The sequence below is a fragment of the Pontibacter coccineus genome (assembly GCF_030546575.1).
In the GTDB taxonomy this organism is placed as follows: domain Bacteria; phylum Bacteroidota; class Bacteroidia; order Cytophagales; family Hymenobacteraceae; genus Pontibacter; species Pontibacter coccineus.
This window is the reverse complement of record NZ_JAUOTN010000002.1, coordinates 323,101-349,349: the sequence shown is the minus strand read 5'-3', so window position 1 is coordinate 349,349 and position 26,249 is coordinate 323,101. Positions and strand designations below refer to the sequence as shown.

General features: G+C 50.5%; 20 protein-coding genes and 1 tRNA gene. 9 read left to right on the top strand and 12 right to left on the bottom strand.

Annotation, left to right across the window (positions count from 1 at the left end; all coding sequences use genetic code 11):
* Window positions 1-4 precede the first annotated feature (4 nt).
* On the top strand, window positions 5-742 hold the full coding sequence (locus Q4E40_RS05470; RefSeq protein ID WP_303410536.1) for an outer membrane beta-barrel protein: 738 nt from the start codon (window positions 5-7) through the stop codon (window positions 740-742).
* 484 nt (window positions 743-1,226) lie between these two features.
* On the top strand, window positions 1,227-1,472 hold the full coding sequence (locus Q4E40_RS05465) for a hypothetical protein (RefSeq protein ID WP_303410534.1): 246 nt from the start codon (window positions 1,227-1,229) through the stop codon (window positions 1,470-1,472).
* A 264-nt stretch (window positions 1,473-1,736) separates the two neighbouring features.
* On the opposite strand, the gene Q4E40_RS05460 is transcribed toward Q4E40_RS05465, so the two are convergent.
* Window positions 1,737-3,017: a tyrosine-type recombinase/integrase gene (locus Q4E40_RS05460; protein ID WP_368411161.1), complete on the bottom strand. Its 1,281-nt coding sequence runs from the start codon at window positions 3,015-3,017 to the stop codon at window positions 1,737-1,739.
* Between the two features lie 112 nt (window positions 3,018-3,129).
* Here Q4E40_RS05460 and Q4E40_RS05455 point away from each other — a divergent pair.
* Window positions 3,130-3,239, top strand: a tRNA-Ser gene (locus Q4E40_RS05455).
* A 131-nt stretch (window positions 3,240-3,370) separates the two neighbouring features.
* On the opposite strand, the gene Q4E40_RS05450 is transcribed toward Q4E40_RS05455, so the two are convergent.
* Window positions 3,371-3,712: a hypothetical protein gene (locus Q4E40_RS05450; protein ID WP_303410532.1), complete on the bottom strand. Its 342-nt coding sequence runs from the start codon at window positions 3,710-3,712 to the stop codon at window positions 3,371-3,373.
* 320 nt (window positions 3,713-4,032) lie between these two features.
* On the bottom strand, window positions 4,033-5,073 hold the full coding sequence (locus Q4E40_RS05445) for a chemotaxis protein CheB (protein WP_303410530.1): 1,041 nt from the start codon (window positions 5,071-5,073) through the stop codon (window positions 4,033-4,035).
* A gap of 240 nt (window positions 5,074-5,313) precedes the next feature.
* Here Q4E40_RS05445 and Q4E40_RS05440 point away from each other — a divergent pair, with 240 nt between their 5' ends.
* Window positions 5,314-9,309, top strand: coding sequence for a chemotaxis protein CheB (locus Q4E40_RS05440; protein ID WP_303410529.1), 3,996 nt, complete (start codon window positions 5,314-5,316; stop codon window positions 9,307-9,309).
* Window positions 9,310-9,527: 218 nt separating this feature from the next.
* The gene (locus Q4E40_RS05435) at window positions 9,528-9,878 is read left to right on the top strand and encodes a hypothetical protein (RefSeq protein ID WP_303410528.1); all 351 of its coding nucleotides are present in this window, start codon (window positions 9,528-9,530) and stop codon (window positions 9,876-9,878) included.
* Between the two features lie 14 nt (window positions 9,879-9,892).
* Here the strand turns inward: Q4E40_RS05435 and Q4E40_RS05430 are convergent, their stop codons facing one another.
* The 4 genes from Q4E40_RS05430 to Q4E40_RS05415 all read right to left on the bottom strand — a co-directional run bounded on the left by Q4E40_RS05430 (window position 9,893) and on the right by Q4E40_RS05415 (window position 16,009).
* Window positions 9,893-10,567 (bottom strand): response regulator transcription factor, encoded by a 675-nt coding sequence (locus Q4E40_RS05430; RefSeq protein WP_303410526.1) that lies wholly within the window; start codon window positions 10,565-10,567, stop codon window positions 9,893-9,895.
* 421 nt (window positions 10,568-10,988) lie between these two features.
* Window positions 10,989-12,350, bottom strand: a complete 1,362-nt coding sequence (locus Q4E40_RS05425) for an FAD-dependent oxidoreductase (protein WP_303410524.1) — start codon at window positions 12,348-12,350, stop codon at window positions 10,989-10,991.
* Between the two features lie 417 nt (window positions 12,351-12,767).
* Window positions 12,768-15,506, bottom strand: a complete 2,739-nt coding sequence (locus Q4E40_RS05420; protein ID WP_303410523.1) for a family 10 glycosylhydrolase — start codon at window positions 15,504-15,506, stop codon at window positions 12,768-12,770.
* 239 nt (window positions 15,507-15,745) lie between these two features.
* The gene (locus Q4E40_RS05415) at window positions 15,746-16,009 is read right to left on the bottom strand and encodes a hypothetical protein (protein ID WP_303410522.1); all 264 of its coding nucleotides are present in this window, start codon (window positions 16,007-16,009) and stop codon (window positions 15,746-15,748) included.
* Between the two features lie 170 nt (window positions 16,010-16,179).
* Between Q4E40_RS05415 and Q4E40_RS05410 the strand changes: the two genes are divergently transcribed.
* A complete protein-coding gene (locus tag Q4E40_RS05410) occupies window positions 16,180-16,944 on the top strand; it encodes an SDR family NAD(P)-dependent oxidoreductase (RefSeq protein WP_303410521.1) in 765 nt (254 codons plus the stop codon).
* 122 nt (window positions 16,945-17,066) lie between these two features.
* Here the strand turns inward: Q4E40_RS05410 and Q4E40_RS05405 are convergent, their stop codons facing one another.
* Complete coding sequence (locus Q4E40_RS05405) at window positions 17,067-17,390, bottom strand: hypothetical protein (RefSeq protein ID WP_303410520.1); 324 nt, start codon at window positions 17,388-17,390, stop codon at window positions 17,067-17,069.
* A 299-nt stretch (window positions 17,391-17,689) separates the two neighbouring features.
* On the opposite strand from Q4E40_RS05405, the gene Q4E40_RS05400 reads away from it, so the two are divergent.
* On the top strand, window positions 17,690-18,106 hold the full coding sequence (locus Q4E40_RS05400) for a BrxA/BrxB family bacilliredoxin (protein WP_303411070.1): 417 nt from the start codon (window positions 17,690-17,692) through the stop codon (window positions 18,104-18,106).
* Between the two features lie 76 nt (window positions 18,107-18,182).
* On the opposite strand, the gene purD is transcribed toward Q4E40_RS05400, so the two are convergent.
* Both purD and recQ read right to left on the bottom strand, forming a co-directional pair.
* Complete coding sequence (purD, locus tag Q4E40_RS05395) at window positions 18,183-19,472, bottom strand: phosphoribosylamine--glycine ligase (protein WP_303410519.1); 1,290 nt, start codon at window positions 19,470-19,472, stop codon at window positions 18,183-18,185.
* A 228-nt stretch (window positions 19,473-19,700) separates the two neighbouring features.
* Complete coding sequence (gene recQ, locus Q4E40_RS05390; RefSeq protein ID WP_303410517.1) at window positions 19,701-21,881, bottom strand: DNA helicase RecQ; 2,181 nt, start codon at window positions 21,879-21,881, stop codon at window positions 19,701-19,703.
* Window positions 21,882-21,949: 68 nt separating this feature from the next.
* On the opposite strand from recQ, the gene Q4E40_RS05385 reads away from it, so the two are divergent.
* On the top strand, window positions 21,950-22,921 hold the full coding sequence (locus tag Q4E40_RS05385) for a KpsF/GutQ family sugar-phosphate isomerase (RefSeq protein WP_303410516.1): 972 nt from the start codon (window positions 21,950-21,952) through the stop codon (window positions 22,919-22,921).
* 2 nt (window positions 22,922-22,923) lie between these two features.
* Entirely contained in the window at window positions 22,924-24,000 is a 1,077-nt protein-coding gene (locus Q4E40_RS05380; protein ID WP_303410515.1) for a mannose-1-phosphate guanylyltransferase, read from the top strand.
* 126 nt (window positions 24,001-24,126) lie between these two features.
* On the opposite strand, the gene rlmB is transcribed toward Q4E40_RS05380, so the two are convergent.
* On the bottom strand, window positions 24,127-24,972 hold the full coding sequence (gene rlmB / locus Q4E40_RS05375) for a 23S rRNA (guanosine(2251)-2'-O)-methyltransferase RlmB (protein WP_253400785.1): 846 nt from the start codon (window positions 24,970-24,972) through the stop codon (window positions 24,127-24,129).
* Window positions 24,945-26,207 carry a GWxTD domain-containing protein gene (locus Q4E40_RS05370; RefSeq protein WP_303410513.1) on the bottom strand — a complete coding sequence of 421 codons (1,263 nt, stop codon included), beginning with the start codon at window positions 26,205-26,207 and terminating at the stop codon, window positions 24,945-24,947. The genes rlmB and Q4E40_RS05370 overlap by 28 nt, the downstream gene beginning before the upstream one ends.
* Between the last annotated feature and the right edge of the window lie 42 nt (window positions 26,208-26,249).

Genomic DNA, 26,249 nt, shown 5'->3' with positions numbered 1-26,249 from the left:
TAGCATGATCTTTTCCGAAAAGCTGGTTTTAATAACCAATAAAGTCATGAAAAAAAAAGTCGCTCTAGTGCTTCTTTTTTTCTACTCTTTTACTGTTAATGCTGAGCAGCAGGATACACTGAAATTATCAGATAGAAAATTTTATCTAGGTATAGAGTTAACCACCATCACCTACCACAGCTATTACAAAGATCCCTCACCAGCGGGACACCTAACTTCGGGCTATTTCACTCCTGTTTTCTTGCTTGTCGGGTATAAAATAAATGACAGGGTGCGAGCACAGACAGGTATAGGTTATGGAGGCAGCAGCGATAAAGCTGAGTGGTCGCCTAATCATCAGGCTACAGATACAGTAAAGTATAAAGCGGGTTCCCGCACTAATGTGTTCTCTATACCTGCTACAGTACAGGTAGACCTATTCAAAGCTTTCGGGCGCATTCCTTTATATGGTACAGTATCAGCTATAACAGCCTATGGGAGCACCAAAAGCAGCATGACAGAAACACTGCACGAAGTGCCCAGCACAGCTTACACAAAGGATAAGGGAGTGAATGTTTTCCTGATGGCTGGCTTGGGAACAAATTACAAAATCAGCAAACGCTTCAGCGGTTATACGGAGCTGTTTCTCTTTAAAAGAAATCTGACAGGCGATAACTCCTTTGATTATGACTGGGAAGCGTATTCTCCATGGGGGCGTCGCCTTTTCAAATCATTAGCTTTTGGTGTGAATTATAAGCTGTAAGTAAGACACGTCTTGAAATTAAAATCACAGGCCTGTGGTCCTCGCTAAACACCTTGGTACACTGCAGCAAGGTATTCATACGGCAAATATTGATGTTGCAGAGCTGCACCCAGGTGTTTTCATCATGAAAATTCAAAAAGGGGAAAGCGCAGAGACAAGAAGGCTGTTAATATCTAAATAGAAAACTATGCTATACAGAATTTCAATTCTTTTGATTGTTTTTATAAGCCTGTAATCCTGTAAGAAGGAGCAAAGCGTAATTCCAGATGTTTACTGGGGTAAGATAACAGCTACCAAAAATGGGGAAGCTTGGGGCGGGGAAATATATGCACAGCCTAATAATCCTTTTGATTATGGATTTACAATTATGATACATGTTTATAACGAAAGGGAGTTCCGGAGGGAGGCCCTTGCCTTGTTTAAAATTCCATACAAAGAGCAGAGAAACCTTATAGACACCATCAAAGTCGATGTTGATACAATCGTGACTGGTTCTAGCTACTCTACCCTTGTTGACGACGGGGATGTGCTGGGTGATATTTTTAAGGTGTATGGAAAAGCGGTGGACAACTACGTGACCATTACCTCATTTAACGAAAAAACCAGAGAAGTGAAAGGAGAGTTTCAAGTAACGTTGGTATTTGACCAACTCGATAACAGAAATGATCCCACCGCACCCGACACCATCAGGTTTACGAACGAGAGGTTCCATACTAAAATTAATGATTAATAGTTCTAAGGTATTATGTATGACCAATAGTGGCTCCTGAACTGAAGAGAGTACTTCGCATTCATTTTATCTCTATCAATGAGGACACATTAGAATTAATCCGCTAGTGCTCATCTATTAGCCGCTGATAGTTTTTTTCAAAAACCATGAATAGAACGCGAGGCAGCCTACTTTTTACAATTCATAAAGTAATGTGATTTGTACAGCTCCCTAAGTAGTACCATTGTGACCTTACTTCTCCTATAAGCCAGTAGAGGAGACTCATTAGTCAGCCACTTTAAATGCTGTCAGTCGTGCCGCGTACTGCTTCTTCACTTTATCCTCAAAGCTGTCCAAGTAGTTTTCGGTTGTCTTCAGGTTAGAGTGCCCCAGAGATTCAGATATAAGCTCTATCGGTGCTCCAGCGCGTTTCAGGACCGTAGAGAAGGAATGCCGGGCTGTGTAGGTGCTTACGTTTTTCTCAATGCCAACTGCGGAGGCAACACGCTTGATGTGTTTATTTATGGTCTTGGTGGCATGCTGAATCTTTGCCCGTTCTCTTTCCGCTGATAACCCTGGCTCAAGCAAAGGAAACACATAGGCCTCGCTGTAAGCGGGTTTGTTGCCCCATCTCTCGATGATCTCATCAATCTCCGGTGTTCGCATGGCCGTGATAGCCTTAATATTCTGGCGGCTGGTTCGCTCCGTCTTGGCCCTGACAAAGCTTATCCTCTCCTGGTCAAGTTGCTTGTACTTCAGACGGGCGATGTCCTTCACATTTATCCCGTTGCACAGATAAGAGAAGATCCACAGGTCTCGCGCACGCCCTTCGTTTTCGGTGGCAGGCTTATAGGAGAATATCTTTTCAATGTCTACCAGTGCCAGGGCTTTCTTCACATTGCGTCCTGAAGGTATCTGGTATTTTCTTTTCCCGAACGGGTACAGGTCAGCGTTCACCTCCCCTGCCGCGATTGCGTTGTTGTAGATAGCGCGAAGCGCCCGCAGGTAAATGCCGATGGTGGTGATAGAACTGCCGTTCTGAAGCATCCATTTCTCGTACCCCATCAGGAAATCAACAGTTATAGCGGCATAAGCTAGGGGCCTGCGTTTCTTCAATAGGTTTTCCTTTTTCTCGATTGCTTTAGCTCTAGACAAGCCCTTATTTCTGGATAAAGGCTCCTTCTGCAAGTAAGCCACCAGCGAGAGGCTCGCGCTCTCATAGCTACTGGCCGTTCCTACCCTGCCTTCCTCAACCAGCCTTTTGACTTGCTGCTCGAAGGCTGCAAAGACGTCGTTCTTGACGGCAGCGTTCAGATACTTCTTTTCGAAATGCTCAAAGGTGAAGACTTCTAGGTCACGGATAATACTGATGGCCTTCTGCTCTATTGCCTGAAAAGCTATTTGAAGCTCCTTAAATTTCCCTTTCGGCTTTTCCGCTTGGACTTTTGAAAATTCTGCCTCGCTCAAAGAGTAGCCCGTATTATAGTATTTGCGTTGCCTTTGGTGGGTAAGCCTTAGCCTTACCGGAAAGGAGCCAGCTTTTAAGGCCCTTCTGGTATCCAGCATGACGGAAGTAAGTACGGGTATCATGTGTGTGCAAATAATTTTCTGCACACACAATTTGCACACAAACCATCAAAAAGTCAAGTAATATCGCTACACAAGGATAAACAAAAACCGCTTAATTTGGTTAAAAATGCAACTTTTACTAATATATCTAACTAGCAATAAAGTCTATTGTCATGACTACGAATCAGAAGGTTAGGGGTTCGACTCCCTTCGCGACCACTTGAAAAAAGCCACTTACGAGTAAAATCGTCAAGTGGCTTTTTTTATGTTCCTACAATTTACACACAGAATTGTGAATTACACACCAACTACAATCACCCAAGGGGCGGCAACCATAGTCTCCAAATAAGCTAGGCTACCAACAGGTTCTGCAGTTCAATATCCAGATCAGGCTGCTGCACCCCGAGTTCGGCGTACAGTAGCCTGGTTTTTACGTGTAAGGAGAATTTGCTGAAGACGTTTTTGAAGACCACAAAGTCGGAGCCATCTATAATTCCCGAACTGCTCACCTGCCAGAGAGCTGTGGCCAGCTGTTGATTTGTAACCGTAACGACATGATTCGCTAGACCATGCGACAGAAACTGACATAACATAGAACCGTTTATGTGTTTGAGTGTAAGGGTGCTGCTGGTGGGCAAGCCGAGAGAAAGCGCCTGAAGTTCCTCTACAAGCCGGACGTGGGAAGTATTCATCTTTAGTTATTTTCCCATATGCCGTGTTGCCGGGATACGGTTCAAATGTTGCTCAGGAAGCACCTTGGTAGGCCAGATGATGGAGAAAATCTGCTTCACCATTCAAAGCTCAGAGGCACACGCTCCTAAAGAAACAAGTACAATTCAGGTATACGCCCCGATATGCTGCACGAACAAGGAATTGAATATAAATACCGTCTTTAGGCAGCACAATCAGGGTTTCACGCAGTGCCCTACGCATCTTTACGGCACCACAGATAGCAACCGTATTTTGAGTAATGGCAGGTATACCTGTGAACTCTACCCAACCCCATCTGTTGTTATCCCAGCTCTCCTATGTGCTCGCCATCTGCTGCAGAAGATTTGGACAGGAGCTCCCGTAGCCGCTCAATGTGCACTTTCATTTCTTCTACCCGTTCTTCCTGCATGTTGGCCCACCTGTGGTTTCCCTTGATAGTCTCGTCCTGAAACATGTTCAGTAAGATGTTGCGTCGCTCCTCGAGCGTGCGCAGTGCTACCCAAAGCGTTTCCTCCAGCGAGTTGGACATGCCCAGTAACAGCGAGTCCTGCGAAAAGGCATGCCCGGAGTGGCATCGAAATCGCTTTATAGTCCCCTCCTGGCTCAGCTCCCACAATCCGCCGCCGCAATCCGGGCAGCTATAGGCGGTGCGGGTGCCTGCCTTTTCCAAATCTTCGATGCTGGTCTGTGTACTGTTGCTCATAACACGTTCTGCAATTAAGGCTTCCTGCCGGATATCAGCCGGAATGGTTAACGATTGCTGAGCAGGCCGTTGCATCAGCTCTTCCAATAAGGTGCTCATTTCACTTAACGGCACTACATAATCCAGGTCCACCTTTCTTAAAACGTTCTCGGGCAGGGCAGGAAACTCTGCATCGTCCGGGTGTTGTACTATGGTTATACCGCCACTTCTTTTAATGCACTCCATTCCAATCACGCCGTCGCTCATAAAGCCGGTCAGGATGATGCCCGCAGCATTGCCGCCATGGTAAGCCGCTGCCGACCGGAACAAGGGGTCAATGGACGGCCTGAACTGGTTCTCGCGTGGTCCTTTTACCACCAGCATTTTATTGCCGCTCACCAGCAGGTGCATGTCCGCAGGAGAAAAATAAACGGTACCAGGCTCAAACCCGAGCCCATGCTCCGCTACTTTGCACACGAGCCTGGTATGCTTGTTCAGGCGGTCTACCAGAAAAGTGGCGGACGAATCGGGGCTCAGGTGCTGCACAATCAAAATGGAAGCAGGCAGCTTTTCGGGCAACCGCGACAGCAGCGTCGTTAGTGCCTGCATCCCTCCTGCCGATGTTCCGATAACAATTATTTTAGGTATGTTCTCAGTCATAAAGTGGCGTTATTTTTCATCCGGAGCAACTAACTATAGTCCAGGGACATGGTATAAGTTTGTACGGGCACCTAAGCGATGCGTTAAATTATACGCGCATACCGTGAAACGAATTATACTGTGGCGGCCTACTATTTACTAATCGGCAGCACCTGGCTTGCGATCGATATGTTATAGTATTATTAGGTAAATTGGCGTGTTAAAAAGAATCAGCCCGATACAGAGGCTAAAGAAACAGGTATGGCAAAGGCAGCGAAGGACGGCAAAAGCGGTGGTTTGGACTCCAGAATGGCAAGAAACAGGGAGCAGGATGTGTATGTGATCGGAATCGGCGCCTCTGCCGGCGGCTTGCAGGCCCTGGAAGCTATGTTCAGCACCATACCGCAGGACAACGTGGCCTACGTTATTGTGCAGCACATTTCGTCGGAATACCGCAGCCTGCTAACAGAGATACTGGAACAATACTCGGCCCTTAAAGTGCAGGAAGCAGAGGATGGCGCATCCGTTCTGGCCAACCGGGTGTACGTGATACCCAGCACGAAGGAGCTTACCATCCAGAACAACCGGTTCAGGCTTAGCAACAAAACGAATCTAAACCGCTCGCAAACCATCGATACGTTTTTTACTTCCCTGGCCCAGGATAAAAAGCAGCGTGCGATCGGGGTTATCTTATCTGGCACCGGCACCGATGGTACCAAAGGTATAGAAGCCATTAAAAAAGAAGGCGGGCTGGTTCTGGTGCAGGACCCTACTACTGCCCGGTTCGATGCCATGCCGCGCAGCGCCATCAACTCAGGGTGTGCGGACTTTGTTCTCCCCCCTGAACTGATGTCTGCCGAAATACTGGATTACATCAAATTAGGCCCCGTAAATGCGGACCTCTTAGCGCTTGCTGACGGTGAGATGGAAGCTACTTTCTTCCAGATCCTGGATATGATCAACCGCCAGACGGGCATCGATTTCAGCATCTATAAACTACCAACCATTATCCGGCGCATCAGCAGGCGCATGAACATTAAGGGCATCAGCAATTTTACAGACTACCTCGACCACCTGAACATGAACGCAGACGAGGTAGAGATGCTGGGTAAGGAGTTCCTGATCGGGGTCACCAAATTCTTTCGCGATGAGGAGGCCTATAGGTTCCTGGAAAGCAATGTTATACCTGACATAATAGACAGAAAGAAGAGTCATGAGCAGCTCCGGATATGGGTGGCAGGCTGCTCCACCGGCGAAGAGGCCTACTCTATTGCCATATTGGTGCGGGAATACCTGGACAAAATAAAAAAGGAGCTCGAGGTTAAAATCTTTGCATCTGATATAGACCGCGGAGCCCTGGACTTTGCGAGCAAGGGCCTGTATACCCAGGCCAGTCTGTCTGAAGTATCGGAGAGCAAGCTGCACGATTTTTTTGTACGAGAGGAAGGAAAATTAAGGGTGTCGCAGCGCGTGCGCCGCATGGTCATCTTCTCCCCGCACAACGTGACCAACGATCCCCCTTTCAGCAGGATAGACATGGTGAGCTGCCGCAATATGCTCATATACCTGAACCCGATGCTGCAGAAAAAAGTGATCGATAAATTTCACTATGCACTGGCGTTGCAAGGGTACCTGTTCCTGGGGTCCAGCGAAAGTTTAGGCGACCAGAGGGGCTTCGAGGAGGTAAACAAAAAGTGGAAGATATTCCGGAACACGACACCCGCCCGTTCCCTCGGCATAACGGAGACGTTCTCCGGAAACCTGAGTAAACGCCCCGTTATTACCCCGCTCGCCACTATGCCCCGTGACCTGACAGCCAAACAGGTACTGCAGCACAGCTTTAACGAGCTGCTGAGTAGCACCGTGCTGGAAGAGTATGGCTTTGTGGCTGTGTATGTGGATGAGAACTACGATGTGCTGCATGGGGCTGGTAAGTTCAAGAAATTCCTGGACCTGCCTGAGCAGAGCTTTACCATTAACCTCCTGAAACTGGTGCCGCAGGACCTGGCCGTTAGCCTGGGTGCCATGCTACGCAAGGCAACTGTAGAAAACGAGAAAGTGGTGGCGCATAATGTACAGGTACACGAAGGAGACCATCTGCGCTATATCAATGTGGTTGTTAAGCCATACCCACCCGACAAAAAGCAGCTCCAGCACTATATACTCGTTCTCTTCTCAGAAGAGCAGCCGCCTATTCCGCTTAAACCGGACCAGGTAATGGTCGTGAGCGAAAGCCAGTATAAGGGCCGGGTGGATGAACTGGAACAGGAACTGCAGTATACCAAAGACGACCTGCAGGCAGTGGTAGAAGAACTGGAAACCGCTAACGAAGAGCTGCAAAGCACCAATGAGGAGCTGCTGTCATCGAACGAAGAACTGCAGAGTACCAATGAGGAGCTACAGTCGCTGAACGAGGAGCTGCATACCATCAATGCCGAGCACCAGTATAAAATAAAAGCCCTTATCGAGCTCGACGATGACCTGAACAATTACTTCAGAAGCACCGACATCGGGCAGATCTTTGTGGACCGCAAGCTGATCATCCGCAAGTATACGCCCTCGGCCACGCGTCTGATAAACCTTATTGAAAGTGACATTGGCCGCTCGATAGACCATATCTCCAACAACCTGCGCTACGATAAGCTGACCGAAGATATAAAGCATGTTATAGACAGCAACCAAGTCGTGGAGAAGGAGCTGCAGGACAGGAATGGCGTGTGGTACCAGATGCGCCTGCTGCCCTACATCACGCAAGACAGGAAAATCGATGGGGCCATTATCATCTTTATCCAGATCAACGAGCTGAAGATCATGCACCTGCTGCACGCAGGCATCCTCCACAGCTCTCCAAACGCCATACTTGCCTTAAAAGCGGTCAGATCTGTCGCAAACGTGATCACAGATTTCAGCATCAGCACCGTTAACCAGAGGGCGCAGGACCTGTTCGACAAGCCGGAAAGCAGACTGATAGACAGAACGCTCTGGAACACTTATCCTAAATTAATGGAGCAGGGTATGTTTGAGCTGATGGTGCAGGTGGTGGAAACCGGCAAGTCGCTTGATACTGAACTGATGCAGGAGATAAACCGGAAAGAGGTTTGGCTGCACGTGGTGGCGGTGAAGTTTGACGACGGCCTGGTGCTCACGCTGCAGAACATAACGGAACGGAAACTGAATGAACAGGCCGTGCTGAGGCAACAGGAAGAGCTACGGCAAAACGCCGACAAGTTTAAAAACCTGCTGGAAGCCGTGCCGCACATTACCTGGACAAATAAACCAAACGGTGAAAACAATACCTTCAACAGGTTCTGGTACGAGTATACAGGGTTTACAGAAGAGGAGTCGGAAGGCTGGGGATGGAAGAAAGCCTTTCACCCGGACGATCTGAAAATCATCATCCCGGAGTACGAACGCTGCCTGAAAACAGGGGAAATACACAATACCGAGGCCCGCATTCTCCGCAAAGCGGATCGTACGTACCGGTGGCACCTGATCAAGAATGTGCCTGTTAAAAATGACCGCGGCGATATTACGCTCTGGATCGGAACCGCCACGGACATACAGGACCAGAAAGACGCCGAACAAGCTACCATAAAACTGAAGTTATCGCAACAGCTCGAAACCATCAATACGATGCTACAGACACAGGAGGAAGAGCGCAGTCGTATTTCGGAAGCGCTGCATAATGGCCTCGGGCAAATTCTGTATGCTGCCAAACTCAGCCTGGATAACCTGGCAACAAGCACTCCGCAGCAAAAAAAGACGAAGGAAAGCGTAGATCAGTTTCTGAAAGAGGGCATTCAAATCACCCGTAATATTTCTTTTGAGCTAACGCCCGCCATTCTGAAGGAATTTGGGCTTAAAACAGCCATCCAGGAGATGATAAACAGGTTTAAGAGTCCTCAATTGCGGATTACATCTACCCTCATCGTACCGGACAACAGCCTGGATTACGCCGTCTCACTGCCTGTATACAGAATTGCACAGGAGCTTCTGAATAATGTGGTCAAGCACTCGGGCGCAACAAAGGCGGACGTAGCGCTAACTGTAGCTGACAGCACGATTCACCTGCGTGTGCGTGATAATGGCAAAGGCATAGACCAAAAAAACATGCAAACGAAGAAGGGGGTAGGCCTGAAGAGTATCAAAAACAGGATAAACCTGCTGGATGGCGATTTTGAAATAGTTACGGAGGCTGGCAAGGGCTGTCTGATCGAAATTACATTCAGCAAAGATCATATGAAGAAGCCCCATTGATATATTGGGTGGGTGTTTAAGGAGATCGAAGGGAAGTCGAATCCGGTTTCCCTTCGATGCTTTTTTTCGTGCTGTATATTGCGTTTCAGTAATAGAATTATCTAAAACTCTGATTTTAAACAAAGTAAGCTTAATAATTAAGCATTTATAACGGCGTTCCTGAGTACTTCTACTGGTGTAAATGCTTTTTAATAACCCTACCTTTAAGAAACGTTTACATGAGAGTAGCTATCAGCACTTCGTCATGCAAATTTGAAGGTACGATGATTGAAAAGGTGCATGCTTTGCTTCAGGAATTTGAGGATCAACAGACCACAGGGAAGCTCGAGTTCTTCGAAGTGAAGGTGGTGCCCGACGGGTTAGTTATACAACCACACCCTGCTGAGGCGGGCGAAACAAAAGAAGTAGAGCTTACAACTGAGCTGTACCATACCCTGCAAATTTTCTTCTCTGATATTGATGGGATTACCTCCAACTCCCCTGATTACAAGATGCTGAAAAGCCTACTCAATGCACATGCAACCCTGGAGCGCATGGCCCACAAAACGGACCATTCAAAAAATAAATAAAAGAGCCGGCGTGGCTATTCCAGGATATCCACGTCAATGATCTTATGGCCGATGGCAAACTTGATTAGGTTGGCCGTGTTTTTGGCACCCGTTTTCTCCAGTATGTTCTGCCGGTGCGTTTCGATGGTTCGCTTGCTGGTAAAGAGCTTATCTGCTATCTCGGCATTGGTGAATCCCTCGGCAATTAAAGTCAAAACCTCCACTTCCCGCTTCGAAAGCCCTACCTGCTCCACTTTTTCGTTCTTGGTAGCCACCGGCGACATAGAATTGGAAAGCATCTTGATAGAGAGTTCGCTACAGATGTAATTTGTGCCGCCTGCTACCAGCTTTATGGCCGAGCGCAGTTCATCCTTGCCCGTTGTTTTTAAGATATATCCTGAAGCGCCGCAATTCATCATTTTCTGTACATAAGGCAAGCTGTTGAGCATCGAAAGCGTAATAACCTTTGTTTCAGGATACTCCACTACAACACGCTCAGTAGCCTCAAACCCATCCATCTCAGGCATGTTAATGTCCATCAGTACCACATCGGCAGGCACTTGAGCAAGCAGTTCCAATAGCTCCACCCCGTTGCTTGCCTCTCCCACCACCTCTATTTCCTTGTCCTCGCACAGCAGTGCCTTCAGGCCCTGCCGCAAAATGATGTGATCTTCTGTTATAATAACTTTAACAGGCTTGTGCTCTTCCATAGGTTTGCTATATGCGGGTGAAAATAAAGGTGTTCAGAGTGAGTGCTATACGACAACTATTAATGCTGTATACGAATGTGCTGCCTTAGGCTGGATTGTATGCAGTCTATAAAGGGATATCCCATTCCGGTGCTGCGTGGCATGTCACCTTCCCTGGAACAAATACCCTAGTCTTATACGGGTATTCGGGCGGGGAGCTTTGAAGGGAGAAGGCTCTGGCAGGCGAATTACAGGGTTTGTACGCCTAAATACAGATTTACCTCAGGCATTAAGTATTAATACGTACTATCATAAAACGAACTATCCTAAAGCTTTCAGAAACTTTCAGCGTAGCTACCACCCTTCGCCACTCGTTTGCTGGCTGCCCCGCTCAAGCCTGGTTTACTGTGCGCTGGCGCCTGAAATGAATTGACAGCTGACTTTAAATCTGAGCGTACAGCTCATTGAAAGCCTCTGTCATGGACGGGTGAGTGTAAATGGTGTCCCTGACCTCCCGGTAATCCAATCCGCAATTGATGGCCACCTGAATCGTATTGATCATTTCATTCGCACCGGTACAGAACAGGGTGCAACCCAGTATCTTATTAGTCTTTGAGTCCACTACCGTTTTTAAGAAACCATTGGTGTCGCCATCTATCCTTGCCCTTACAACACTGGTCGCCGGTAGCTTGGCTACCTTCACCTCATACCCTTTCTCAGCGGCCTCCCGCTCCCGCAAGCCGATGTGCGCTAAAGGGGGCGTAATAAAAACCGAAGCAGCAACCTGCTGTCGCTGTTTAACAGAGGTATACTCAGCGCCCGACAATTGATCCCGTATGATCCGGAAATCATCCAGGGAAATATAGGTGAACTGGGGCCCGCCATTGATATCGCCTATGGCCCAGATGTTAGGTACATTTGTTTTCAAAGACGCATCCACCTCGATGTAACCCTTTTTGTCTGTCCGGATGCCCGCGGTTTCCAGATTCAGGCCCTCCGTCATGGGTTTCCGGCCAGTGGCGATCAGGAGTGCTGAGGCCTGCAAAAAGACCGTTTCGCCGGTTTTATTTTTATACTCAACTCTTACTTTGTCGTCTTCCGTATTCTCAACTTTCTGAACAGTTGCCGCCGTCACGATTTTTATTTTCTTGCCTGTTAGCACTTTATATACTTCATCTGCCACATCCTCATCTTCCTTGGGTAAAAATTCTTCCGCACTGTCCAGCACCGTTACTTCCGCTCCGAATTTGGCATACATGTCGGCAAACTCCAGCCCGATAAATCCCCCGCCGATGATGACCAGCTTTTCAGGAAGCATGGATTGTTCCAGCAACGAAATACTCGTGTAAACATGCCTGGTAGATTCTATACCTGGTATGGGCGGCACAAAGGGTTGCGAGCCCGTGTTAATGAAGATCCGGTTGGCCGTGATTCGTTTTTCTTCCTTATCCTTGCCCGTTCTTACCAGCACTTCGTTGGGTGAAACAAAGGTGGCCTCGCCTGTTATAACGGTTGCTGCAGGCAACTCTTCAATCTTATCGTAATTGAGCTCTCTGAGAAAAGAAGTCAGATCATTTTTCAGAGAGTGTGCTTTTTGATAAGGCATTTTTTCTTCGGCCTTTTTTATCAACGCTTTTGTGGGAATGCAGGCAACATTGATACAGGCCCCGCCATACATCTTATCCGACTTTTCGACAAGGGCCACTTGTTCCCCCCTATTAGCCAACCAGGCAGCCAGTGTTTTGCCTCCCTTCCCAAAACCAATGATCAGGTTGTCGTAATGCGGCTCTATCGGTTTTGCCATTCGTTAGGGTTTTAAGTGTGATGTGTGTAAAGACAGGTATAGCCTGTGATTCCGTTGATTTTATTCTTCAGATGACAAGGTTCCCGGCGCTGTGTGATACTGCCATCTAGATTCTCAATCCGCCTGCTTTAGTTTTAGATACGTTTTTTACCTGGGCACGGTAGTGTGACAGACTTTGAAAAGGCACAAGCACCGACCCTTTGAATCGTCGGGAGGAAATGTAAAGTCCTGGCAGCTGAGGAAATGGTAGAATTGCATCCGGTTGCCTATCCGAAATACGGCACAAGAAAATGATGCACTGCAGAACCTGGTATATAGCCTGGCCCGCTCTATACCAAAAAGCAGTGCAATGCCTCAAAAAAAAAGCACCTGCCGGTTTCCCGGCAGGTGCTTTTCCAAATTAAAACCAGTGTAGGCTTACCTGTTCTTCATCAGGCGGAAGGTCTGCACCTCACCGGAAGTTACCAGGCGCACGATGTACACGTTGTTTCGCAGGCTGCTGCCATTCAGCGTGAAGGTATAAGCTTTTTGAGCAGCTGCACGCCCTTCAAACAGACGCGCTACTCTGTTGCCGTTTAGGTCATATACCTCCAGCACTGCTTGTTCCTCCGCCTGGCCCAGGGTGAACTGCACCGTCGTTTCGCTGGTGAATGGGTTTGGATAAGCACTCAGGACAGGAGCAAGGCCTTTGCCGGCCACTGCAGCCGGAGCATCGCCGCCCAGTGCGCTACCCTTGCTCAGGTGCGCGGCCACAGCCTCAGGCGCTATGCAGATGCCGTTGCCCGGATTCGTAGCGCTGCCTGTCTTGTGGTATACAAGCACCTTGTCATTGTTCTCGCCGCAGCGCACATCGATCACCTCTACCGTAATCGTGGCAGTGGAGGTGCAGCCGTACGTGTTAGTCGCTTCCACGGCGAAGGTATAGGTACCTGCCGCCTGAGGAGAGAACTCGGTCACTGCGCCCGTCGTGCTGCTCAGGCCGGTTGACGGCGTCCAGGTATAGCGGGTGGCTGCATCGGCTGAAGTTACGTCGGCTGCTGTGAGTGTCAGCGTTTGCGCACCATACCCCAGTGCGATGGTATTGTCAGGCAGACCGGTATAGGTGTTATCCGTTCTACTGGCGCTGATGGCAGCCTGTGGCACCACGCCCTTGATCGTTACCACCGCTGTAGCCGAAGCTTCGTTGCCGCTCAGGTCGCGGGCTGTCAGGGTCACGGTGTTCTCGCCGATGTTGCTGCAATCGAAGCTACTCTGAGATATCTGAAGTGAATTTACATCCAGACCGCAGTTGTCCCAGGTACCCTGGTCAAGGTCAGCTGCTGTGATGTTGACGATACCGTTGCTGAGCGTGCGCGTGATGTTCTGAACCAGGATAACCGGTGCTGTAACGTCTTTCTTGGTGAGGGTGAAACTGTCGGAGCTGGACTTGCCCGAGGCATCGGTCGCCGTGAACGTGATCTGCATGGTTCCGGCACCACTGATGACGGTACCGGCGGCCGGTGACTGCGTCAGCGTGATCTGGTCCGGGAAAGAGACGTCATCACTTACCGTCAGCAGCTTGGTATAGTCAGGCAAGGTAGCAGAGCAGTTGTCGGCATCCAATGAGATTTCCTGGGTGCTCACACCAGCTATGATTGGCGCCGCGTAGTCACTCACATTAGAAGGCGCACTCTCGTTATGGAAGCGGTCCAGCGCCGTCACAAAGTAGTAGTAAGGCGCGTCGGATGCCAGCGTCTTGTCGGTATACCCGCCGGTGGCGGTATTGGTGATGGCCAGCAGGTTGTCGGTGTTCTCCGGATCCATCATCGGGCTGAGGGAGCGGTACACGGCAAACTGCCTCACCCTGTCAAGTTCGTTGCCGCTATCGGCAGGTTTGGTCCAGGTGATGACCACAGAGTCCCTGCCGTGGCGCTGTGCGATGAGGTCTGTCGGGGCTGTAGGTGCGACACTGTCACGCCAGGGCATGTTGGGCAGTAGGGCAGGCTTGCTGTAGAAGTCGTAGCGCAGCGAGTCGCGGAAGCCCAGTTTGGTGGCGCTGCGCAGGCTGCTGGTATTGTAGACGGCCTGCCCGTAGATGTTGCTGTGGGCAGCATCGCGGTTCATTCGCACCTGATTCGGTATCTGCGACGGGTTGGCCCAATGCGTACCCTGAGCCGGGTCGTTCACTTTGTAGCCCGCCATCCCAATGTAGATGTGTCGGCCGTAGGAATTGTTGTTCCACCAGGGGATTATCACGCTGTAGTTGGCGCCGGGCTGACCCATGTACCAGTATACCTGCGGTGCCAGGTAATCGATCCAGCCTTCCTGCAGCCATTTGCGGGAATCAGCATAGAGCGTCACATAGTGCTGCAGCCCGCTGGTGGCAGTGCCAATGGCCGGGTTAGTGCTGTTGCGGTAAATGCCGGAAGGGGAAATGCCGAACTTCACCCAGGGCTTTGCCGCCTTGATGTTCTCGCTCACTTGCTGTACCAGCATGTTCACGTTATCCCTTCTCCAGTCGCCGCGGTCTGTGAAGCCTCTCGGGTCAGCCAGGTAGCTGGCGTCGTCGTTGAAGGCCGCGTTCGGGTAAAAGTAGTCATCGAAGTGGATGCCGTCCACATCATAGCGCGTCACAATGTCTTCAATCACCGAAGTTACATAGTCGCGCACCTCCGACAGGGCTGGATTGAGGATGCGCTGGTTACCTGCCGCCAGCAGCCACTCTGGCTTGCGTCGGGCCACGTGGTTCGGGTCGAAGGTGCCAATGTTGTTGTAGTTGGCGATGGCACGGTAAGGGTTGATCCAGGCATGGAATTCCATACCCCGCTTGCGGCACTCCTCGATCGCGAAGGCCATCGGGTCCCAAGGCGTACTGGGCGCTCTTCCCTGCAAACCGGTCAGGTCGGCCGACCAGGGTTCAATAGGGCTAGGGTATAGCGCATCGCACTGGCTGCGCACCTGCAGGAATATGGCGTTGATGCCGGTGGCCTTGTGGTGGTCCAGGATCGAGATGAGAGCCGCACGCTGCTGGGCCGGCGTCTGGCTCCGGTTTGGCCAGTCTATATTGGCGTACGTGGCGATCCAGGCGCCCCGGAACTCCCGCTTGGGAGCGTTTTGGGCCATCCCGTTCAGGAGCAGCGCCAGCGATAGGAAGAGGGTGAGTAAAGGTGTTTTCATAAGCGGATTTCTTTTAAGTCTTTATGCGTGAATGATATAAGAGTAGACAAATAAACGCATTTATTTATATGAATGTTTTAATATAACACCCAAAAATTTGGCTCTGCTTATAAAAACAGGCTCAGAATTGTGCAGAAGGGTTTTTCAAGGTATAGAAAGCGGGGCATTTTCTGATCCATTACTTTCCGGGCAGGCTGAGGGCGCACTGCTTTGTCAGCAACTCTCCATTTGGCTAGTATTCAGCCAAATGAAAAAGCAGTAACCATGCGCAGGTCACGGCGTGGGGTTACTGCTTTCTGGAGGTTTAGCCCAAATTGCTGATTTAAGAAAATCTCTGTTTGTGGCGAAGGAAAGCGGCCTGCTGCCGCGCCACGGCTGTGAGTCGTTTTAGCCACCGCGTAAATTTGATCACCATTTCCAATGCCAGCCATAGAAAAACGGTTGAACAACCCCTGAACTGTTTCCTCGTTTGATTTACATACAGGACATAACCAAGTATTCATTGTGTTATGTATAACAGATCAGTATCTGAAGATTATCCGCAGACCAAGAGGCTGAATGTAAAGGTACACGACTAAGCTTGCCTCAGCTGGTAGGAGATCTCTGTTATCCTGCAGGTATGGCAATTACTGATAAGGAACTTAAATAAGCATAACCGATTAAAATCAACACTATGAAAAAGCTGGAAAACAAAGTCGCCATCATCACTGGTGGAGCGCAGGGCATGGGCGCAGTAACGGCTGAACTTTTTGCAAGAGAGGGGGCGAAAGTGGTTATCGCTGATTTCAACGAAGAGAAAGGACAGGAGCAGACAGATAAGATAAAGGCTGCAGGTGGCGAATGCGCCTTCGTGAAAACGGATGTCTCAAAGTCCGATGACGTTCAGAAAATGGTAAAATTTACGGTTGAAACTTATGGAAGACTCGACATTGCCCTGAACAACGCAGCTATCACGCCTGATGACAAACCGATTGCCGATTTTGATGAAGCGTACTGGGACCGGTTAATGTCAATCGACCTAAAGGGTGTCGCGCTGTGTCTTAAATATGAAGTGCAGCAGATGATGGCACAGGGTGACGGCGGTTCCATTATTTGTACTTCTTCTGTAAGTGGTATTCGTCCACAGCCCGGAACCCCCGCTTATATTGCTGCGAAGCACGCTGTCATCGGGTTAACAAAGAGTGCAGCCATGGACTATTCTCCCCATGGCATCCGGATCAATTCCGTAGCGCCGGGAGCAATTGATACGCCGATGCTAAGAGGTGCGCTGGAACAGTTTGGGTTAAATGCGGAGGAATACGCTAAACAGCTAAGTATGCTCGGGCGTTTTGCAAAAGCTGAAGAAGTAGCCCAGGCCAATCTTTGGTTGGCTTCCGATGATTCTTCCTTTGTAACAGGTGCGGTTTATGCTGTGGATGGTGGTTATACCGCGATGTGATAACGAAAAGCCTCCCAGATTTCTCTGAGAGGCTTTTCGTATGGTGTTACCTTAATCGTTATAAGTAGCTATCTATACCTGTCCCAAGTTTTGCTATTACTCGGTTTTGCTGTTAATCGCCCCTAGGCTGCTATACTTTCAGATAACGGAAAACGCTGTCTGAACTGCTCCATTTGCTTGATCACTTTCCCGCTCACTTTGTAGCGCATATGTTCCTCGTGGAGTTCATCCCAATGCACGAATATCTGCCAGGTCTGATTGCCGCTAAAATTCTGTATCTCAGCCTCTGTCATATCACGCACAAAAAAGGCATCCAGCGTGACGTCCTCTTCCCGCATGGGCACATGAATGTAGGTGCAGTCGCAATTCAGGATCTGGATAAGCTCGGCAGGCCGCCCATCATTAGCGGGCATGTAAAAGTAAGCCACCTGATGGAGCCCTTTCATGCCAAAAGGATGTGGGTAAGAGTGAGGTTGCATAGTCAGGTCTTAAGCCAGGAATCGCGTAAAAGTCCCGATTGCCATGTGCGCTGAGCAGGCCCTGAACACAGCATAACGAGATAAGGGTGTATACCCTGTTTCTTTACCTTGTGTTTAGCTAAAATGCATATTCTCAAAACTATACAAAAAGATATATTTTAAATTCCCTAGCCAGTGTTATGCATTTGATTTTTAGCCTTTTTGCAGAATTATGATTAATTTTGCAGTGTCAATTATCTTTTAATTTAAAGCTGATAATCATGGGAATGTATCCTGAATATATGGTCGCCCCGATCCGCGAAGACCTGACCTCTGCAGGTTTCGAACAACTGATGACCGCAGAAGAAGTAGAGCAGGCACTTTCGACTAAAGAAGGCACTGTGCTGGTAGCGGTAAACTCTGTTTGCGGCTGCGCCGCTTCTAAGGCGCGCCCTGCTCTGAAGATGGCCGTGGCCTCTTCTGAGAAGCGCCCAACCAAAATGATCACTGTCTTTGCAGGTATGGAACAGGACGCTGTGGCCAAGGCGCGTGAGTTTATGCTGCCCTACCCGCCATCCTCTCCTTCTATTGCTTTGTTCAAAGATGGTGAGCTGGTGCACATGATCGAGCGTTACCACATTGAGGGCAACGAGCTTAACCGTATTGTAGACAACCTGCAGGGCGCTTTCGAAGCTTACTGCTAAGCTAAGAGCTTATCTCAACAAAAAGGCCGGTGTTTCGCAAAACACCGGCCTTTGTTTTTATTAAGGTATAGCCTGCCTAGCGGGTTGGCTGCTGCAGGTCGAAGCCGATGTCACGGCGGTAGTAGCGGTCGGTCCAGGTAATTGCTTCGGCTGCCTGGTTGGCTTTGGCCAGTGCCTCTTCCATGGTATCGCCTAGTCCGGTTACCGCAATCACACGGCCCCCGTTATTCACGATCTTATCATTTATACGCTTTGTGCCGGCATGGAACACCAACGTATCAGGGTTCACCTGCCCCAACCCTGAGATCTCCTTGCCTTTGTCAAAGCCTTCGGGATAACCGCCGGACACCAGGAATACTGTGGCAGCTGTGCGTGGGTCTATCTCCAGTTTGAAATCGCCAAGTTTGTGGTCGTGCAGGGCCAGGAAAAGCTCAAACAGATCCGACTTGATGCGCGGCAGGATAGCCTCTGTTTCCGGGTCGCCCAAACGCACATTGAACTCGATCACGTAGGGGTCGCCGTTCACGTTCATCAGGCCAATGAACAGAAAGCCGGTGTAGTCCAGGTTATCGGCCTGCATGCCGTGGATGGTTGGCTCGATGACACGCTCGCGTACCTTCTGCATAAAGGCGTCGTCGGCAAACGGAACAGGCGAAACAGCGCCCATACCTCCTGTGTTCAGGCCTGCATCGCCTTCTCCGATGCGCTTGTAGTCTTTTGCCTCGGGCAGCAGCACATACTCTTTGCCGTCCGTCAAAATAAACACCGACACCTCTATACCTTGCAGGTACTCCTCGATCACTACCTTGCTACCTGCCTTGCCAAACTTATGGTTGCGCAGCATGGCCTCCAGGCTGTCAATGGCTTCCTCGAAGCTCTGCGCGATGATGACGCCTTTGCCGGCAGCCAGGCCGTCGGCTTTGAGCACCACGGGGTAACTGTGTGAGCGCAGGTACTCTACGGCTTCGCGGTAGTTCGCTTCGGTGAATGTTTCGTAGCGTGCCGTCGGGATGTCGTACTTTTGCAGAAAGGCCTTACAGAAATCTTTGCTGCCCTCCAGCATCGCACCCAGCTTTTTAGGGCCTACTACCAGCACATCACGCAGAAAATCCTTCTCCTGGAAGTAATCGTGTATACCTTCCACCAAGGTGTTCTCAGGACCTACCACCACCATCATGATATTGAAATCGGTCACGAACTTGGCAACCTCATCGAAGTTGTGGATGTCGATGGCGCAGCTCGTATGAAACTCGTCAGTGCCTGCGTTTCCGGGTGCGACAAATATCTGCTCGGCGTATGGGCTCTGGCTCAGTTTCCAGGCAAGCGCATGCTCTCTCGCTCCGGAACCTATTATCAGTACGTTCATAATCTAATTGCTAGTTGTTATTCGGTGCTCTCAGCCTTACCAAAAGCGTCGTCGCGAAGTTATAAATTTATAAGCCGCAGTACAGCAAAAATCATGGTTTTTACTTTCCCCGCCAAGTATAGCATCAAACAAAAAGAGACCGCTGCACTACTGCAACGGCCTCTCCCTGCTTATTATTCTTCTCACTGCTGATCGTCACCAAACAATCATCAATCAGCAAGCAACAATTTAGTTCGCATACTCCGACAGGAACTTGATCCGCATCAGGCGCACATCCTCTTCGCTGTAGTCATCTGTGCCAAGCTCCTTGAGGGCCACCGCTATGTTGTCGGTGCTGGCGCTCATGAAGTAGTCGGATATCTCATCCTGGCGCTCATCATCCAGAATATTGTCGATGTAGTAGTTCAGGTTCAGCTTGGTGCCTGAGTAGCAGATGTGCTCTATCTCCTCGATCAGCTCCTGCATGGTCAGGTCTTTAGAAGAGGCGATCTCCTCCAAATCTACTTTCTTGTCTATCTGCTGAATGATGTAGATCTTGATCTTGGACTTGTTGACAGTGGTCTTTACCACCACATCAGCGGCCGTCACAATGTCATTCTCCTCTACATACTTGCTGATCAGGTCCAGGAAAGGCTTACCGAACTTCTGCACCTTGCCCATTCCTACACCGGCTATATACGCCAGCTCGTCGCGGGAAGTAGGGTACACGGTTGCCATCTCCTTCAGGGATGGATCCTGGAACAGCACATAAGGGGGCAGGTTTTTCTCCTTGGCCAGTTTTTTGCGCAGGTTTTTGAGCAGATCGAAGAGTACCTCGTCGTGGCCGGCGGCGGCCTGCGTTTCCTCTTTCTCCTCGTCCTCTTTTACCTCCTGCTCATAATCGTGGTCTTTGGTCAGCTGGATCGGGTGCGGGTTGGCGATAAAGTCAAGCCCTTTCTGGGTGAGCTTCACGATGCCAAACTGCTCGATATCCTTCTCCAGGTACTCTGACAGCAACACCTGGCGCAGCACGGAGCTCCAGAACTGGGCGTCTTGCTCCTTGCCGGCCCCAAATACTTCCAGTTTATCGTGGTCGTAGCTGGTCACGTATTGGTTGCGCAGGCCCGTCAGCACGGCTGTGTTGTGCTCGATGCTGAAGCGCTCCCCTGTCTGCTGAATTGTTTTGAGGGCCAGCAACGCTTCGTTCTGCGCCTCGAAACGCTCTTTCGGGTGCAGGCAGTTGTCGCAGAAGCCGCAGTCTTTCTCGTAAGCCTCCCCGAAGTAGTGCAGCAGCTGCTTGCGGCGGCAAACGGCCGAGTCAGCGTAGGCGGCCATTTCCTGCAACAGCAGTTTGGAGTTGTCGCGCTCTGTTACCGGCTTGTCTTTGTTGAATTTCTCCAGCTTGATGATGTCGTCGTAGCTGTAGAACATGATGCAGTTGCCTTCCATGCCATCGCGACCAGCGCGGCCGGTTTCCTGGTAGTAACCCTCAATGGACTTCGGCGTGTCGTAGTGGATCACAAAACGCACGTCCGGTTTATCAATGCCCATACCGAAGGCGATGGTCGCCACGATCACGTCGGCGTCTTCGTTCAGGAAAGCGTCCTGGTTGGCCATGCGGATGTGGGAGTCCAGACCGGCATGGTAGGGCAGTGCTTTGATATCGTTCACGCGGAGCAGCTCCGCGATCTCTTCTACTTTTTTGCGGCTCAGGCAGTAGATAACGCCGCTCTTGCCTTTGTGCTTCTTTACATACTGGATCACCTGCTTCTTGGTGTTGTGCTTGGGGCGCACCTCGTAGTACAGGTTCGTACGGTTAAAGGACGATTTGAACACCGAAGCCTCGTCCATCTGCAGGTTGCGCTGGATGTCGAGCTGTACTTTAGGCGTGGCCGTGGCCGTCAGGGCGATGATCGGCAGGTTACCGATCTGGTCGATGATGCCGCGGATGCGACGGTACTCCGGACGGAAGTCATGGCCCCACTCCGAGATACAGTGTGCCTCGTCGATGGCTACGAAGGAGATGTTAGACGCGCGCAGAAACTCAACCGTTTCTTCTTTGGTCAGTGATTCCGGCGCCACGTAGAGTAGCTTCACCTCACCGGCCAGGGTTTCCTTCTTCACTTTGTTGATCTCCGACTTAGAAAGCGTGGAGTTCAGGAATTGGGCGTTCACCCCGAAAGCGTTCAGTTGATCCACCTGATTTTTCATCAGGGCGATAAGCGGCGAAATAACGATGGCAGTTCCCGGCAGCGATAGGGCAGGCAGTTGGTAGCACAACGACTTGCCAGCTCCGGTCGGCATAATCACAAAGGTGTTCTTTCCGTTGATAATGTTGTTTATTATCAACTCCTGATTCCCCCTAAATTGATTATACCCAAAAACTTCCTTTAATTTGTTCTTGAGATTGATCTCCTGTTTGGTAGACATGTAATAAATCAGAAATTTAACTGTAAAGCAACGTATCCCGTGTAGGATACCTTTAACACAAATTTAAATTGAATCTTCTTAATAATATAGCCCTCACAGCAAAAAAAGTATTGACCGACGAAGCCGAGGCAATCGCCAGACTGGCGGATTTTATCGACGAAAGCTTCGAAGATTGTGTCAAAGCCATTTTGAACATCAAAGGCCGCGTTGTGGTGACAGGTATAGGCAAGAGTGCCAACATCGCCACCAAAATTGTCGCCACCCTCAACTCGACGGGAACGCCTGCGCTCTTTATGCACGCGGCTGATGCCATTCACGGCGACCTCGGTATGATCCAACCCGATGATTTTGTGATTTGCATCTCTAAGAGTGGCAACACGCCTGAGATAAAGGTACTTGTTCCTTTGCTCAAACGCAAAGGCGCGCAGCTGGCGGCCCTGGTTTCGAGCACGGACTCATACCTGGCCCAGAGCGCAGACTTTGTGCTGAATGCCTCCGTGGAGCGTGAAGCCTGCCCGCACAACCTGGCCCCCACCACCAGCACCACGGCTGCGCTGGCGCTTGGCGATGCGCTGGCCGTCAGCCTGCTGGAAGCCCGCGGCTTTAGCAGCGCCGACTTTGCCACCCTGCATCCGGGCGGCTCACTGGGCAAGCGCCTCTACCTGAAGGTGGACGATATCTTCCGCCAGAACATGGCCCCACAGGTTTCAGAGAATGCCGCGCTGAAGGATATTATCATCGAAATCTCCTCTAAAAGACTGGGTGCCACCGCCGTTGTAAAGGACGGAACGGCAGAATTGGTGGGAATTATAACTGATGGCGATTTACGCCGTATGCTCAACAAATATGATTCGATAGAAGGTATACGCGCATCAGATATCATGACAGCCTCCCCTCTTTCCATAGAGCCTGAGACCTATGCCGCAGAAGCCCTTGCTATCATGCAGGAAAAAAATATCACACAACTCATTGTCACTAAAGCAGGTAAATTCGAGGGATTCGTACACCTCCACGATTTGCTGAAAGAAGGACTCATATAGACATGAACGAAAACACTTATGTGGTTATCATGGCAGGCGGCATTGGAAGCCGCTTCTGGCCTTTTAGCCGTACCGATTTCCCAAAGCAGTTTCACGATGTTCTGGGCGTAGGCGAAAGCATGCTCCAGATGACCATGAGCCGGTTTAAGGATATCTGCCCACCCGAAAACATATACGTGGTGACCAACCGCGACTATGAAAACCTGGTGAAGGAGCAGCTGCCGGAACTGAGCGACAACCAGATACTGCTTGAGCCGATCGGACGCAACACCGCTCCCTGCATTGCCTACGCTTCGTACAAAATTGCGCAGGTCAACCCCAACGCCAACCTGATCGTGACACCTTCGGACCACGTGGTACTGAAGCAGGACGCCTTTACCCAGGTCATCAAAAAAGCGGTGGAGGCTGCCGACAGCGACGACGTGCTCATCACGCTCGGCATCACGCCAAGCCGACCTGACACGGGCTACGGGTATATCCAGTACATCGACGACGAGTCGCAGACCATCAAGAAGGTAAAGACCTTCACTGAGAAGCCGAACCTGGAACTGGCGCAGATGTTCCTCAACAGCGGCGACTTTGTGTGGAACTCCGGCATTTTCATCTGGAATGTGCAGAGCATCATGAGGGCCTTCAGACAGTACCTGCCTGAGATAAGTGAGATTTTTGAAGAAGGCGCCGCGAACCTGCACACGCCCAAAGAAGCCAACTTCATAGTGAAGGCTTACTCCCACTGCCGCAACATTTCCATTGACTATGGCATTATGGAGAAGGTGGACAATGTGTATGTGGTGCTGGCCGACATTGGTTGGTCCGACCTAGGCACCTGGAACTCGCTCTATACCATCAACGAGAAAGACGAAGCGGGCAACGTGGTAGGCGGTGATGTACTGCTTTACGATACCAAAAACTGCATCATCAAAACTCCGAAAGGCCGCTTAGTGGTCGTAGAGGGGCTGGAAGGCTATATTGTGGCCGAGCACGACAATGTGCTGATGATCTGCCGCCTGAGCGAAGAACAGAAAGTGAAAGAATTCATGTCGGATGCCAAGTCTAAAAAAGGCGCCGAATATATCTAGCATACCGAACTTCTATACCTGCTGAGGTATAGTTCAGAACGAAAAAGGGGAACGCTGCTGGCAGCGTTCCCCTTTTCTTTATCTATTCCCGATAGCTATACCTTCAATCGGTGAGGCTATACCTGCTTATCTCGGCTCAAATGTGTTCTGGCTGGAGTAACCGCTCTCGCGCAGGCGGTGGCTCATGGCTTCATACAGGATGATGCCCGTGGCAACCGACACGTTGAGTGACCCGATCTGGCCTATGAGCGGAATACGCAGCTTGGCATCAGCACGCTTGAGGTACTCCGGTGATATGCCGTCTTCCTCACTGCCCATGATAATAGCAGTTGGGCCGACGAAGTCCACGGTGTTATCAGTCAGGTTATGCTCCGTCTTTTCGGTACAGGCTACGATCTGCACGCCGTAGTCCTTCAGGTAGTCGATCGTGTGTTTCAGGTTCTGCTCGCGGCAGACAGGCACCAGGTGCAGGGCACCGGCCGAAGTTTTAATCGCATCCGCATTGATCTGGGCGCCTCCCCTGCTCGGTATCACGATCGCGTCCACGCCCATGCACTCAGCGTTACGGGCAATGGAACCGAAGTTTCGCACGTCCGTGATGCGATCCAGTATCAGCAGCAGCGGGCTTTTGCCTTTCTCAAAAAGTGACGTGACGATCTCATCCAGCGGCATGTACGTGATCGCTGAGATCAAGGCAACCGCTCCCTGGTGATTTTTGCGGGTCAGGTTATTGAGCTTTTCGATCGGTACGCTGGCAACCGGTATATCGTGCTTTTTGGCCAGGTCAAGCAGCTCATCTGTGTTGGCATTCCGGGCGCCCTTCTGTACAAAGATCTTCTCCAGCACCTTGCCGGCCAGCATTGCCTCTATGATCGGCCGGAGGCCAAAGATCATTTCCATTTTATCCTCCTTCGGAGTTCTGGGGCCGCCATAGCGGTTTCCACCTACAAATTTATTATTCCTGCTCTCCATCTTGCTACAGTGCTGTACCAGTTCTCCTCGTATTCACGGTTCCGTACCAGCTCAAAGTGATTTTCGGTAAAGGTATTCTCTTTTTTCGTAAATACGAACTTGACGTAGGGCGTCGCCTCCGATTCGCGGTAGATCCAGGTCTCGGCATCGGGGCTGACGCTCACATTGTGCGGCTTGCCATAGATGATGTAGATCATGCCGCGATCGGTCGCCCAGCCGGGCTTGAATGAGGTATAGAGCTTGTTCGCCGTCTCGACGCGGGTGTAGTAGCCCCGGATCAACTCACGCGCCAGCTTCTTGTCTTTGGCAATTTTCAGCCAGAAGCTATCCACGGCCGCTTTCTTATCCTGGGTACTGTAGAGCGCCTCCCGCTCAGCTGAGGTGGTCAGGTAGATGAGCGGAGTGATCATGTCCTGCACGCGGGTGATGAGTGGGTAGGTACCGGCCTGCATCATTAGGCCCTGCGTAGCGCCTGATGTTGTGCGCAACAGGTATAGCCCCTCCTGCTCTAAACGAAAGGTATCCAGAACGGCCAGCGGAAGCGTGTCTCCGGCAGCTCGCGGCACTTCAGGCAAACTCTCCTGCCGCGTTGACATCGGGGGCAAGGCAGGCTGCAAGGTATAATCCACTTGCTGCACCCTGAAAGTGGCAGAACCGCTGGTATCGCTTGGCTGCCACAGGTATAGGCTATCTGTAGTGGTGGCAAAGCCACGCAGTACCGGCGCATTCGTACGCACGTGCAGGAGCATAAAGTCTTTCCGCAGCATGTTGGGGTTTAGCGCCAGTCGGTGGGACACGCCGAGGCGCTCCTGGCCGGCCAGTTTTATCCAGAGCCTTACCTGCATGGTGTTGCCCGCCGCTACATATTTGGCAGGCACCGTCACCGGCACTTCCAGGGTCCCGTTCGACGCCACCCTGTACTGAGGCAGTACCTGCACCGTGTCGCGCAGCAGGAGCATGTCCCGTTCGGTACTGCCGGATCGGATCGTGAAGTCCACACGGTCAGCGGTCTGCGTCAGGTCGAGCAATTGCCGGAGCTCTTCAAAGCGGAGGATCAGGTGCAGGCTGTCGGTTGTGCTGTAATAGCCGTGCTGCAAGACGACCTCGGGCTGCTCTGATCTGGAGGCAACGGGCGCAGTGTCGCGGTACATCGGCGCATAGGCAATGTCCGAACTGCCGCATGAGGAGAGCAGTAGCAGCACGGACAGGCAGGTAAGAAGACTTATCTGTTTCATTAGCTTGAAGATAAAGCAGGCACCCGAAAATAGCAAAAGCCG